Origin of the sequence: Novacetimonas maltaceti (genome assembly GCF_002906255.1) — a bacterium.
GTDB lineage: Bacteria > Pseudomonadota > Alphaproteobacteria > Acetobacterales > Acetobacteraceae > Novacetimonas > Novacetimonas maltaceti.
The window spans coordinates 1-13,530 of the sequence record NZ_POTC01000008.1; the positions used below are offsets into that span (position 1 = coordinate 1).

Annotated in this window: 12 protein-coding genes; 5 read left to right on the forward strand and 7 right to left on the reverse strand. The window is 67.5% G+C overall.

Annotation, left to right across the window (positions count from 1 at the left end; translation table 11 throughout):
- The 4 genes from gpmI to KMAL_RS04540 form a co-directional block, all read left to right on the forward strand.
- A partial coding sequence (gene gpmI, locus KMAL_RS04525) for a 2,3-bisphosphoglycerate-independent phosphoglycerate mutase (RefSeq protein ID WP_408887889.1) occupies positions 1 to 1,547 on the forward strand: 1,547 nt, incomplete at its 5' end.
- Positions 1,548 to 1,588: 41 nt separating this feature from the next.
- Positions 1,589 to 2,902 carry a murein hydrolase activator EnvC family protein gene (locus KMAL_RS04530; RefSeq protein WP_110094577.1) on the forward strand — a complete coding sequence of 438 codons (1,314 nt, stop codon included), beginning with the start codon at positions 1,589 to 1,591 and terminating at the stop codon, positions 2,900 to 2,902.
- A 149-nt stretch (positions 2,903 to 3,051) separates the two neighbouring features.
- On the forward strand, positions 3,052 to 4,683 hold the full coding sequence (locus KMAL_RS04535; protein ID WP_110094578.1) for a S41 family peptidase: 1,632 nt from the start codon (positions 3,052 to 3,054) through the stop codon (positions 4,681 to 4,683).
- Complete coding sequence (locus tag KMAL_RS04540) at positions 4,680 to 5,192, forward strand: RNA pyrophosphohydrolase (RefSeq protein WP_110094579.1); 513 nt, start codon at positions 4,680 to 4,682, stop codon at positions 5,190 to 5,192. The genes KMAL_RS04535 and KMAL_RS04540 overlap by 4 nt, the downstream gene beginning before the upstream one ends.
- 94 nt (positions 5,193 to 5,286) lie before the next feature.
- Here KMAL_RS04540 and KMAL_RS17520 read toward each other — a convergent pair whose 3' ends face one another.
- The 7 genes from KMAL_RS17520 to KMAL_RS04570 form a co-directional block, all read right to left on the reverse strand.
- Positions 5,287 to 5,445 (reverse strand): NUDIX hydrolase, encoded by a 159-nt coding sequence (locus KMAL_RS17520; RefSeq protein WP_239019944.1) that lies wholly within the window; start codon positions 5,443 to 5,445, stop codon positions 5,287 to 5,289.
- Positions 5,435 to 5,689, reverse strand: coding sequence for an NUDIX hydrolase (locus KMAL_RS17525; RefSeq protein ID WP_239019945.1), 255 nt, complete (start codon positions 5,687 to 5,689; stop codon positions 5,435 to 5,437). Before KMAL_RS17525 ends, KMAL_RS17520 begins: the two co-directional genes overlap by 11 nt.
- Entirely contained in the window at positions 5,686 to 7,263 is a 1,578-nt protein-coding gene (locus tag KMAL_RS04550; RefSeq protein WP_110094580.1) for a DHA2 family efflux MFS transporter permease subunit, read from the reverse strand. Before KMAL_RS04550 ends, KMAL_RS17525 begins: the two co-directional genes overlap by 4 nt.
- Complete coding sequence (locus KMAL_RS04555) at positions 7,260 to 8,351, reverse strand: HlyD family secretion protein (RefSeq protein WP_110094581.1); 1,092 nt, start codon at positions 8,349 to 8,351, stop codon at positions 7,260 to 7,262. The genes KMAL_RS04550 and KMAL_RS04555 overlap by 4 nt, the downstream gene beginning before the upstream one ends.
- A 148-nt stretch (positions 8,352 to 8,499) precedes the next feature.
- Positions 8,500 to 10,296: an ABC transporter ATP-binding protein gene (locus KMAL_RS04560; protein ID WP_239019946.1), complete on the reverse strand. Its 1,797-nt coding sequence runs from the start codon at positions 10,294 to 10,296 to the stop codon at positions 8,500 to 8,502.
- A gap of 84 nt (positions 10,297 to 10,380) precedes the next feature.
- Positions 10,381 to 11,607, reverse strand: coding sequence for a CCA tRNA nucleotidyltransferase (locus KMAL_RS04565; protein ID WP_110094582.1), 1,227 nt, complete (start codon positions 11,605 to 11,607; stop codon positions 10,381 to 10,383).
- Between the two features lie 49 nt (positions 11,608 to 11,656).
- Positions 11,657 to 12,247, reverse strand: coding sequence for a DUF1285 domain-containing protein (locus KMAL_RS04570; RefSeq protein ID WP_110094651.1), 591 nt, complete (start codon positions 12,245 to 12,247; stop codon positions 11,657 to 11,659).
- A 207-nt stretch (positions 12,248 to 12,454) separates the two neighbouring features.
- Between KMAL_RS04570 and KMAL_RS04575 the strand changes: the two genes are divergently transcribed.
- On the forward strand, positions 12,455 to 13,504 hold the full coding sequence (locus KMAL_RS04575) for an AAA family ATPase (protein ID WP_110094583.1): 1,050 nt from the start codon (positions 12,455 to 12,457) through the stop codon (positions 13,502 to 13,504).
- Positions 13,505 to 13,530: the final 26 nt, after the last annotated feature.

A 13,530-nucleotide genomic window follows, 5' to 3' on the forward strand; every position in this document is an offset into this window, starting at 1 on the left:
CCCATGCACCCACCCCCCAGACCCGCCGTCCCGTCATGCTGGCGATCCTCGACGGCTTTGGCTGGCGCGAGGACACGTCCGACAACGCCGTCGCCGCCGCCGATACCCCGACCTTCGACCGGCTGTGGGGCCATGACCCGCACGCATTCCTGCGCACATGTGGGGAGGATGTCGGCCTGCCGGAAGGGCAGATGGGCAATTCGGAGGTCGGGCACCTCAATATCGGCGCGGGCCGCGTCGTCATGCAGGAACTGCCGCGCATCACCACCGCGCTGCGCGATGGCAGCGCGGCCGAAGCGCCGGTCATGCGCGATTTCCTTGCCGCGCTGAAGGCCAGCGGCGGCACCTGCCACCTGATGGGCCTTGTCTCCACCGGCGGGGTGCACGCGCACCAGGCCCATGCCGTCGCACTGGCGAAGATCGTCTGCGCGCAGGGGATTCCCGTCGCGGTGCATGTCTTCAGCGACGGGCGCGACACCGCGCCACATTCGGGACGCGAATACGTGGCGCACCTGCTGCGCGACCTGCCGCCGCAGGCCCGCATCGCCAGCATTTCGGGCCGGTATTACGCCATGGACCGCGACCGCCGGTGGGAACGCGTGCAGAAGGTCTATGACATCATCACCGCCGCCCACGGCCCGCATGCCGACAGCGCCGATGCCGTGCTGGAAGCGTCCTATGCCAAGGGCACGACGGACGAGTTCATCGAACCCACCGTCATCGGCGATTACCAGGGCATGAAGGATGGCGACGGCATCGTGTCGTTCAACTTCCGCGCCGATCGCATCCGCCAACTGCTCGACGCGCTGCTGGAGCCGCAGTTCGAGGGGTTCCACCGCGAACGCGTCATCCATTTCTCCGCCGTCCTTGGCATGACGCGCTATTCCGACCGGCTGGCGCAGCTGATTTCCGTCCTGTTCCCGCCACAGGAACTGCGCGACCTGCTGGGCGATGTGGTTTCGGCGGCGGGACGCAGGCAGCTTCGCATGGCGGAGACGGAGAAATATCCCCACGTCACCTACTTCCTCAATGGCGGGCGCGAGGAGCAACTGCCCGGCGAAGACCGGATCATGGTCCCCTCCCCCAAGGTCGCGACCTATGACCTGCAACCCGAAATGTCGGCCCCCGAACTGACGCAGCGCGCGGTGGAGGCGATCGACAGCGGCGAATACGACCTGATCGTCCTGAACTTCGCCAATCCCGACATGGTGGGCCATACCGGCGTGCTGGCCGCCGCCATCAAGGCGGTCGAAGCGGTGGATACCGGCCTTGGCCGGATTGTCGAGGCCATCGACCGCGCGGGCGGCGCGCTGCTGGTCACGGCGGACCACGGCAATGCCGAAACCATGTTCGATCCCGAAACGCAGGGACCGCACACCGCCCATACCCTCAATGTCGTGCCGGTCGTGCTGCATGGGGTGGCGGGCGCGCATGTGCATGACGGGCGGCTGGCGGACCTTGCGCCGACGCTGCTGGCGCTGATGGGCCTGCCGCAGCCCGCCGCCATGACCGGGCGCTCCCTGCTGGATGGACCGACGCCATCCTGACGGCCGCCCCATCCGCCATCACCCTGCGTCGCGCTGTTTTCGTGGGGGTCTGCCTTGCCATCGCGCAGGCTGCCTTCCCCTGCCCCGGCGCGACGCCCCCGGCTACCCATACGCTCCATCATGCGCACGCCACCGCGGCCACGGCGGCCGATGGGCATGAAACCCAGGCCATCCGCCGCCAGATCGAGAATGCCCGCACCGCGCGCGAAGCCCTGCTGGCGCGTGAGAAACAACAGGGCGCGGAAATGCAGGCCCGCATAAAGGCCCAGCACGAAGCCGAGGCACAGGCCCAGCGTGACGCCGCCCGCGCCACCGAACTGTCGGCGGCGACGGTGGACGCCACGGCGCGCCTGCAGCGCACGGAACAGGACACCGCCGACCTCGACAGCAGGATTGACGCCCTGCACACCGAACAGGACACGCTGCGCCGCGCGCTGTCGCAGGATGTCGCGGCGCTGACGCCGCTGCTGCCGGTGGTCGAACGCCTCTCCCTCTATCCCGCCGATACGCTGCTTGCGGTGCCGCTGCCCGCCGATCGCGCGGTGACGGGACTGCTGGTCATGCGGGGGCTGACGACACGCATTGCCCAGCAGGCGCGCCAGATCCATGAGCGCCGCGCCCGCCTGGTGCAGCTTGACGCCGAACTGGCGCAGCAGAAGGGACGCATGACGCAGCTTCTGGCGCAGCAGGAAAGCCAGCGCGACAGCGTCAACCGCTCCGCCCATGCCGCGCTGGAGGCGCAGAAACAGTCCAACGCCGCCGTCCGCAGCGCCACCCAGCAGGTCGAGGACGCAGCCCGCAGGGCGTCGAGCCTGCAGGATGCGATCGGCCGGATCGAGGAGGTCGAACGCACAGCACAGGCCAACCTTGAACGCGCAGCCCAGGAGGCCGAACGCGCCCACCGCACGCAGGAGGCCGAGGCCACGCGCGCCCGTGCCCGTGCCCTTGCCGCCGGACCCGGCCCCGGCGTCAACGCGACACGCCCCGGCAGCGCGGGCGCCCCCGTACCCGGCAACATCGTCACCAGTTGGGGCCAGTCCACCGAAAGCGGCCCGGCCAGCGGCGTGACCTATGCCCCCCCGTCACGCGCGACCGTGCGCGCGCCATGCAGCGGGCGAGTCGATTTCGCGGGGCCGTTCCGCTCCTACGGGCAGATGATGATCCTCAATTGCGGGCAGCATTACCGCTTTGTCCTGGCCGGAATCGGGGACATGGCCGTCGCCCCCGGACAGCAGATCGTCAAGGGCGCGCCGGTGGGGCAGATGCCCCCCTGGTCAGGTGCGCAGGCGCGGCCGACCCTGTTCGTGCAGTTGCGGCGCGGGGGCACCGCCGTCAACCCCGCGCCATACCTGTAGAATTGGTTTACACGGTTTCCGTGTGCAAGAAGTTCGGTATAAGGTGTGCGACCGATGACGGACTATGACCCTCCCTCCCACATGGGACTGGTCACCATATGCAGGTCAGACGCCGATTGCGTGGATGGCCATTCAGGAGACGACGACGCATGAAGTTCCGTAATGGCCTGCTGCTTGGTTGCGCCTTTCTTGCTGGCATCGCGGCAGGTCCCCAGCTCGCCTTCCATTCGGGGGGACGCTGGCTTGACCTGACATCCATCGCCCATGCGGACAGCCCGTCACCCAAGGACAATTCCCCGCACGAGATCGAACAGCTCATGTTCCTGTTCGGCTACGTGCTGGAAAAGGTGAAGGCCAATTACGTCGAACCCGTCTCCACGCGCGACCTGATCACCAACGCGCTCAACGGCATGCTGACCGGCCTTGACCCGCACAGCTCCTACATGACGGAAAAGCAGTTCTCCGACCTGCAGGTCCAGACAAAGGGCACGTTCGGCGGCCTCGGGCTGGAGGTGCAGGGCGAGGACGGGCATGTGCGCGTCGTCTCCCCCGTGGACAACACGCCCGCCGCGCGCGCGGGCATCCGGCCGGGCGACTTCATCGTCGCCATCGACGGCAAGAACATCGACGGGCAGCCGCTCGACCAGGTGGTCACCCGCATGCGCGGCAAGCCCGATACGCGCATCACCCTGACGCTGATCCGCGAGAAGACGCCCAAGCCCATCATCGTGACCCTGACGCGCGCGATCATCCCGCTGCAGGTCATCAAGTCGGCGCTGTATGATTCCACCGGCTACATCCGCATCGCACAGTTCAACGAGGAAACGCAGCGCGGGCTGCTTGATGCCTACAAGAAGCTGCAGGCCCAGACGCATGGCAAGCTCAACGGCCTGGTCATCGACCTGCGCTCCGATCCGGGCGGACTGCTGACGCAGGCGATCGACGTTGGCGGCGACTTCATCAAGAATGGCGAGATCGTCTCCACCCGCGCACGCCATGCGCAGGACAGCCAGCGCTGGGATGCGCACAACGTGGACATCACCAACGGCCTGCCGATCGTGGTGCTGATCAACGGTGGTTCCGCCTCCGCCAGTGAAATCGTGGCCGGTGCGCTGCAGGACCACCATCGCGCCGTGCTGGTGGGTGAAAAGACGTTCGGCAAGGGATCGGTGCAGACCATCCTGCCCATCCCGGGCGAAGGGGCGATCCGCCTGACCACGGCGCGGTACTACACCCCGTCGGGGCGTTCCATCCAGGGCCTGGGCATCATGCCTGACATCGTGGTCAAGGAAAGCCGCGATGATGACAGCTACAGCATCCGCGAGGCGGACCTGGCGCACATCATCAAGAACAGCGGCGGCAACACGGCGCAGGCCCCGACCCGCACCGACCTGCCTGCGATCGCCAAGACCCTGCCGCATGAACCGCCCGCCGGGTGGCCGGATTACGACCCGACCAAGCCCACCACCGATTTCCAGTTGCAGGAGGGCCTGAAGGTCGTCCATGCCATGGCGGGCCTGCCGGTCACCCCGGAGACCACCAAGGCGAACGCGGCGGCACCGACCACGGTCAACACGCCGACGACGCAGGCCAAACCCGCGACGAAGCCGACCCCGGCGGAACAGCAGGCACCTGCTTCCCCCGCGCCTGCTGCGCCTGCGACCCCTGCGCCGGCTGCCCCCGCCACGCCAACACCGCCCGCAGCGCCGACGGCGCCTTCCGCACCGGCAACACCTGCCAGGCCCGCACCCCCCGCAACCCCAACCCCCGCGCATCCATGAGCATCGACAAGGCCTCCCTGCCCTATCGCCCCAATGTCGGGGCGATGCTGTTCAATGCGCGCGGCGAGGTGCTGATGGCGCGCCGCACCGACATGCCCGGCGCGGGCGGCCCCGCGAGCGAGGGCGTGTGGCAGTGCCCGCAGGGTGGCATTGACGAAGGGGAAAATCCCCACCAGGCGGTGATGCGCGAACTGATGGAGGAGATCGGCACCGACCATGCCGTCATCCTTGGCGAATACCCGCAATGGATCAGCTATGACCTGCCTGACCACCTGATCGGCAAGGCGCTGGGCGGGCATTACCGGGGACAGACGCAGAAATGGTTTGCCCTGCGCTTTACGGGGCGCGACGGCGATATCCGGCTCGACACGCACCTGCCCGCCGAATTCGACATGTGGCAGTGGGTGCCTGCGGCGGACATCTCGCGCCTCAATGTCGGGTTCAAGCGTCCGATCTACGATCAGGTGATGCAGGAATTCAGCCGGTTTGCGCGACCGGCCGGGGCATAGATTCGTTAAATAATAAAAGTTTTCGGGTGTCGCCTTTTTCCAAAAATGCGGCGTCTTTCGAAGCTTTTTGGAAAAATCTTCACCAAAAACTTCTTTACGACTGGCGTAATCGCGGCATGACCTGCGTGCGCAACAGCGGGGCCAGCATGGGTTCCACCGTACGATCATGCAGATCGACCCAGCGAAGTTCCGCGATTTCCGCCTGCGCCCGTGGCGCGCCTGACAGGTCCGCGCGCCACACATCAGCCTGCACGGTGCACCCCACCTTCATGCGTGGCAGGCGCGGCATACTGCCCCAGCAGGCGCGCACTGCCCGGACGCAGGCCACAGCCGAGTTCCTCCACCAGTTCACGGTGCAGGGTGGCCAGGGCCTCCTCCCCCGCTTCGGGCTTGCCACCGGGCAGCATGAACAGCGCCGTCCCCGACTTGCGCACGCACAGCAACGCGCCGTCGCGCACGATCGCGGCGCAGACGACGCGGATGTCGCGCATGCTCATGGCTTGTCATCGCCCTTGAGCGGCGACATCAGGAAACAGAACGGCACCACCAGCAGCGAGCCGATGCCAAGGATCATAAACACCTCGTTATAGGCAAGGATCGCGATCTGCTTGGAAAACTGCTGGTACAGCTTGCCCATGGCCACGGAATTGACGACGGGTTCGGCAAATCCCCGCGCCAGCGCCGCAACGCGCGCCTGTGACAGGTATTCGTTGAAGGGCTGGTGAAACGGCGTCATCCAGTGGACCATATGGGTCTGGTGCGCCTGGCGCAGTTCCGTCACCAGCGCCGTCGCCCCGGAAATGCTGAGCGAACCCAGCACGTTGCGCACCATGCTGAACAGGGCGGACCCGTCCGCGTTCAGTTCACGCGGCAAGGTGGCGTAGGTGATGGTGGAAATCGGCACGAACAGGAACGCCATCGTCGCCGTCTGGCTCATGCGGAAGAAGACGAGGTGGCGGAAATCGAGGGCCGGCACCAGCCGCGCCGACCACAGCATCGACATGCCCATCAGGAAGAAGCCGAAGGCGATGATGTAGCGCAACTGGACCTTCTTCATCACCATCCCGACGATCGGGATCAGGATGATGACGGCCACGCCGCCGGGCGACAGGATCAGGCCCGACAGCGTCGCGGTATAGCCCATGACCTGCTGCGCGAACTGCGGCACGATGATGGCGGAGGAATAGAGCAATGCCCCCACCGCCCCCATCAGCGCGGTGCCCACGGCGAAATTCCGGTCCTTGAACACCCGCAGGTCCACCGCCGGTTTCTTGGCATGCAGCAGCCACAGCACCGCGCCGCCGATCCCCAGCACCGCAAGGATAGCCATGACGACGATGATGCGCGACCCGAACCAGTCCTCGTCCTCGCCACGGTCAACCGCGACCTCGAGGCAGCCGAAGCCGATGGTGATCAGGCCGATGCCGACGAAATCCAGCGGGGCCGACTGCTTGCGCGCCCATGGCGGGTCATCGATCATGAACGACACCGCCACCGTCGCCAGCGCGCCGACGGGCACGTTGATGAAGAACACCCACCGCCACGAATAATTGTCCGTGATCCACCCGCCCAGCGACGGGCCGATGACGGGGGCCACCACGGTCGCGATCGCCGTCAGGCCGAAGGCCGCGGCGCGCTTGGCGGGGGGAAAGGTGTCAAGGATGATCGACTGCTGGTTCGGCTGCAGCCCGCCACCGAAAAATCCCTGCAGCAGGCGGAAGAAGATCAGTTCCGGCAGGCTGGTCGATATCCCGCACAGGAAGGAGGAGATCGAGAACATCGAAATGCAGATCAGGAAGTATTTCTTCCGCCCGAACAGCTTCCCCAGCCATCCGGAAATGGTCAGCACGATGCCGTTCGCGACAAGGTAGGACGTCAGCGTCCATGTCGCATCGTCATAGGTGGACGACAGGTTGCCCGCGATGTGCGGAAGCGAGACGTTGACGATGGTGGTGTCAAGGATCTCCATGAACGCGGCAACCGTGACCACCACGGCGATCAGCCACGGATTGTGCTTCGGCTTCCACGCCTGGTCGGCGTGGTCATCGGTGGGGGCTGCCGCCGCACTCATCGCGTATAGACCGTGGGTTCGACCGACAGGCCCAGCGACAGCGGCACGTCAGGACGCAGCCCCTCGTCGATCAGGATCTTGACCGGCACGCGCTGCACGATCTTGACGTAGTTGCCCGTGGCGTTTTCCGGCGGGAAGGCGCTGAAGGTCGAACCGGTGCCAAGCTGCAGGGAATCGACATGCCCCTTCAGCTTCAGGAACGGATAGGCATCAACCGCGATGTCCACCTTCTGCCCCGGGCGCATGTTCGCCAGCTGCGTTTCCTTGTAGTTCGCGATCACCCAGACTTCAGGCTCGACAATGGAGAAGACCGCCTGCCCGGCCTGCGCCAGGGTTCCGCGTTCGATATTACGCTGCGAGATCCAGCCGTCATGCGGGGCGCGGATGGTGGTCCATTCCAGGTTCAGTTCCGCCTGTCGCAGCCGGGCCTCCGCCTCATGCACCTGTGCCTGCGCCTGCGACACCTTGGTCTGGGTGCTGGAAATATTGGGCTCGACCGGAAGCGCCTGCTGCAGTTCCCCCTGCGCCTGCAGCACGCGGGCCTTCGCCGCGTCCAGTGCCGCGGTGGCGTAGTCGATATCCTGCTGCGACGTTGCCGCACGGGCGACGGAATGCTGTCGTCTGAAATCGGTCTGGGCACGGAATTCCTGCGCCTGCGCGCCCTGCAGCGCGCCTTGCGCCGCCAGCAGCCGGCCGGGGAAGTTCTTCTGCGCCACCGCAAGCATCAGTTCGGCGCTGGCGGCCTGCGCGCGCGCGACCTCCAGGTTGGCGGCGGCCTGGTCGCGCTCGGCCCGCCAGTCACGGTCGTCAAGCCTTGCAAGGACCTGCCCCTCATGGACAAACTGGTTGTCATTGACCAGCAGTTCGGTCACATAGCCACGCACATGCGGCGCCACGGTGACCGCACGCCCCGTGGTGAACGCATCATCGGTTTCCACCTCCCCACGATGCAGGAACCAGTAAACCGCCGCCGCGAGGACCAGCACCACGAGGGCCGCGATCATGATGACCTTGCGCGATGATTTTTCCGCGGGCTTGTCCTCGCCTGCCTGTCCATTATCTGGCGTCTGGGCTTCGTCACCGGCCATGTGGTTCCCTCATTTCGTACGATTCGTGTCCCGGTTCCGCGCAGCGCGACCGCATTGACCGAACGGGTCGGTCAAGGCATGACACGAACACGGTGTGACTTCAACCATCGCACGCAGCTTATTCGACCGGAATGTCCCGGCAGGCGGCCTACAGGCCAAAGGCCTGCGTACGGACCATGCGGGCATAGACGCCGTCCTGACGCATCAGGTCATCATGGGTTCCGCGCTCCACCGCGCGCCCCTGCGCCATCACGACCACAAGGTCGGCGGAGCGGATGGTCGACAGGCGATGGGCGACAACGATGGTCGTGCGCCCGCTGCGCAGGTGGGCAAGGGCCTGCTGCACCGTCGCCTCGCTCTCGCTGTCAAGCGCGCTTGTCGCCTCGTCCAGGAGCAGGATGCGCGGGTTGCGCAGCAGCGCGCGCGCCAGGGCGACACGCTGGCGCTGCCCGCCCGACAGACGCTGCCCCCCCGGCCCGACAAGCGTGCCGTACCCCTCCGGAAGGGCCATGATGAATTCATCCGCCGCCGCCGCGCGGGCCGCCGCACGCACCTGCGCCTCATCCGCGTGGCGGTTGCCCATGCGGATATTCTCCCCCACCGACATGTCGAACAGAAGCGAGTCCTGGCTGACATAGGCGATGGCGTCACGCAGGTCCGGCAGGATCAGGTTGCGCAGGTCCTCCCCATCCAGCACGATCCCCCCGCCCGAGACATCATGCAGGCGCGGCACAAGCGACAGGGCCGTGGACTTCCCCGCACCCGACGCCCCCACCAGCGCCACGGTCGTGCCGGGACGCGCGATGAAATCCAGCCCCGCCAGCCCCATCCGCCCGTCGGGATAGACAAAGGACACATTGTCGAAACGCAGGTCCCCACGTCCGGGGGGCAACGGGCGCGCATCGGGCGACTGGCGCACGGCGGCGGGTTCGTCGATGACCTGGAAGACACGCTGCAGCCCGGCCATGCCTTCCTGCAGCGCGACATTGAGCGTGCCCAGCGCCCGCAGCGGCCGCGCGGCCAGCAGCAGCGCCGCGACAAAACCGGAAAAATCCCCCAGCGTCGCGCCCCCCTGCGTCGCACGCCACCCGGCAAAGCCCAGCACCGCCGCCACCGCGACCCCGCCCAGCACCTCCAGCATCGGATCGACGCGCGCGCGCCCCCGCGCAATGCGCAGCAGCCCCGCATGCAGCATGTCGAGGACATGGTTCGCGCGCTTCTGCTCCACCTCCTCCAGTCCGTAGACGCGGATGGTGCGTGCCTGCGCGAAACTTTCGGTCAGGAGTGCCGCCGTGCTGCCGGTCTGTTCATGCACGCCGCCCGATTCCCGGCGCAGGCGCTTGCCCAGCCTGCGCACCGGCATGGCGGCGATGGGATACAGCACGGCGGCGATCAGGCTGAGTTCCCAGTCCATGTAGAACATCGAGACGATCAGCCCGATGACCGTCACCGCATCGCCCAGCGCATTGGTCGCGCGGATCAGGGCCTCGCGGATGGAGACGGCGTCGGTGGTGAAGCGCGCGGCCAGTTGGGCCGGGGCCTCCGCCTCGATGCGGGAGATGTCGGCATTGACCAGGTGGGCGAACATGCGTCCCTGCAGGCCACGGATGACCGACAGGACCAGTCCCTGCACCGCGACACTCTGCCAGTACTGGGAAATGGCCTTGGCCGTGGTGATCAGGACGACAAGGACCGGCACCTGGTACAGGATGCGCCGGTCCTGCGCCGCGAACATGTCGAGCGCACGCTGGATCACCAGCGGATAGAGTGCGCTGAAGATGGCCATCAGCGCCGTCAGGATCACCACGCCTGCGATGCGCAGGCGGTAATGGCTCAGATCCTCGCGCCACAGGCGGCGCACAAGTCCGGCCAGCGGCGCCGGGGCATGCGGGTCTGGCTGCGCTTTTCCGGCGGCGCCGGGCCGCGTCGATCCAACAACGTTCATACGGCCCTATAAACTCCCGCACGCCTGAAATGCAAAACTGATCCCCGCTTTCCTCATGACGCAGGCGTCCGGGCGCGCCGTGCCTCAGCCCGCGAGCACCTGACGCAGGTGCCCAAGGCAGGCGGCGCGCCCGGCGGCACATCCCCCCGCCAGCCACCACTGGCGCACCTGCTCCAGCACCTCTCCCACACGGGGGCCGGGCGTGCATCCCGCCGCCACCACGTCACGTCCCGCCAATGGAAACACCGGACGCGGGGTGCGGGCAATGACATCGCGCAGGGCATCCCACCGGGCATCGGGCTGCCCGAGTTCCTCCGCCTGGCGCAGCCATGCGCGCGCGATCAGGATGTCCGCCGGGTCCGCGGCCAGCATGCGCGCGATGTCATGCGCCGTCATGCCCGGATGCGGGGCCGCCCCGCCCTGCACCGCCAGCACGAAGCGCGCGTCCGCGCGCGACAGGCGAAGGCGTTGGGCGATCCCCCCCATATCCCCCGCGAACAGCGCGGCACAGCGCAGCAGCGCATCCACCGGCGCATCGCACGCCAGAAGCCGGCCAAGCCGCGACAGGTCATACCCTTCGGGCAGGATGCGCCCAAGGACACCCGCATGTTCCATCAGCGCCAGCGTCTGCGCCACCCTTGGCCCGGCAAGGATACGGCGCAGTTCGGACCATATCCGCTCGACCGACAGGTGATCGACCATGGGGGCAAGCGCGGTGGCCGCCGCCATGGCCTGCGCATCGGGCACGTCGCCACCGTAACGGGCATTGAAGCGGAAAAAGCGCAGGACCCGCAGCGCGTCCTCCGTAATGCGCGCACGCGCGTCCCCCACGAAGCGCACGCATCCGGCGGCAAGGTCCGCCCGCCCGCCAAACGGGTCATGCACGACGCCCGCGCGGTCACAGGACATGGCGTTGATGGTGAAATCACGCCGTGCCGCGTCCTCGCGCCAGTCATCGGTCCATGCCACCTGCGCGTGGCGGCCATCGGTCCGCACGTCGCGGCGCAGGGTCGTGATTTCGTGCGGCAGGCCGTCGATCACCGCCGTCACCGTCCCATGCGCCAGTCCCGTCGGCACCACCTTCACCCCCGCCGCGCGCAGGCGTTCCATCACGTCCTGCGGGGGCACGGCCGTGGCAAGGTCGATGTCCGTCACCGCGCGCCCGCACAGCAGGTCGCGCACCGCCCCGCCCACCAACCGCGCATCGGGCAGCACGTCCCATATCCGCGCCAGTGCCGCGACCGCGTCCGGCCGCGTGCGGTACAGCAGTCCCAGCGGTCCGGTGGCGGCCGGGGCGGGCAGGTCGCTCATGGCCCGGCACCCGTCACGGGCGCGCCATCATCCGGGGATGCCATCATCGTCAATCACGGCATTCCTCCCCATCGCGGCACGAAGGCAGGCGGGCAAGGGGAAAGAAGACATTGCGGCTCCATACCCCAAGGCAGGGCACCCCACGGCAATGTCCCGGCACCGCAAGCGCCGCGAGTTCGTAATAGACGGGGCGGGACACGCGCGCCTCGACCGGCAGGTCGCCATCGCCGGCACGCACCTCGATATACGGGACGGCCCCGCCCCCCTCCTCGTCACAGGGGCGGTCCCAGTCGGCACGAATCGGATGTTCCGGCCCGGCGCAGATCACCTGGTCCACGTTGGTACGAAAGGAGAGGACCTGATCGCGCCCGCAGCCGCACCATTCAAGGGCGACGGCGACAAAGGGCGCGTCCTCCACCTCGATCGTGCCGGATTCCACGGGGGTCTGCAGCCGGAACACCCCCGCCGCATCGCGCCGCAACGTCCCGGCGAACAGGCAGATCATCGGTTTGCGCGTAATGGGCGACCCACGATACAGCCACGTCCCGTCGCGACGTATCCGGAAAGGCAGCGCCCCGCATATCGTCCCCGACGCCGTCCGCGCCGCGCCCATGGCATATCCCTGCCCTTGCGCAGGCATGGCCGGGGCGGCATCGTGCCCCTGCCGTGCGGTGTCGGGCTGTCCGACAGCGGGGCGTCCAGCGGTGGGGCGCATGCCGCCGAATGTGACTCTCGTCTCGAAATCGTCCGTCAAGTGCGTTAACCCGAACATTATGAAACCTTGCTCCACCTGATATAGGGAGCAACCCCGGCTTGATGAAACCCCCGGACGTGTCAGACTGAAGGAATGATGACCTCCGATGCCTTTTCCCCCTCCCGCGCGGAGCCTGCGAGCATGACGATATCCTCCCCCCCTGATGCCACACAGGCCGCGGCGATGGCCGACGCGACCTCCGCGCGGCTGCACGCCGCCCGCGCGGAGGTCGGGAAGGTCATCCTGGGACAGAATCGCGTGATCGACCTGGCCCTGACCTCCATCCTCGCGGGGGGGCATGCGCTTCTGGTGGGCGCGCCGGGACTGGGCAAGACGCTGCTGGTCACGACGCTTGGCCGGGTGCTGGGGCTTGATGCGCGCAGGGTGCAGTTCACGCCCGACCTGATGCCGTCGGACATCCTCGGCAGTGAAATCCTTGACGAGGACGCGCAGGGCCGGCGCAGCTTCCGCTTTGTCGCGGGGCCGGTCTTCTGCCAGTTGCTGATGGCTGACGAGATCAACCGCGCCAGCCCGCGCACGCAGTCGGCGCTGCTGCAGGCGATGCAGGAACACCATGTCGCGATCGCGGGCACCGACCATGCCCTGCCGCGCCCGTTCCATGTGCTGGCAACGCAGAACCCGATCGAGCAGGAAGGCACCTATCCCCTGCCGGAGGCGCAGCTTGACCGCTTCATGATGCAGATCCTGCTCGATTTCCCCGACAGCGCGTCCGAACGCGCCATGCTGCTGGCGACCACCGGCGCGACGCAGGCCACTGCTGACCCGGTCATGAGCGCGGATGACGTCATCGCGGCACAGCAGGTCGTGCGCGCCCTGCCCACGGGGGAAAAGGTGGTGGACGCCATCGTCCGCCTGGTGCGCGAGGCACGGCCCGAAACCACCACCGACCCCACCATCCGCGAGACCGTGGCCTGGGGGCCCGGCCCGCGCGCGGCGCAGGCGCTGATGCTGGCGACGCGGGCGCGCGCGCTGCTTGACGGGCGGCTGTCGCCCACGCTTGATGACGTGGCGGCGCTGGCGCGGCCCGTGCTGGCGCACCGCATGGCCCTGACCTTTACCGCCCGGGCCGAGAACCTGAAGCTGGAGCAGTTGATCGACGGGCTGCTTGGGCATCTAGGCTGACATGGGCCGTGGCTGAGCGCATGCCC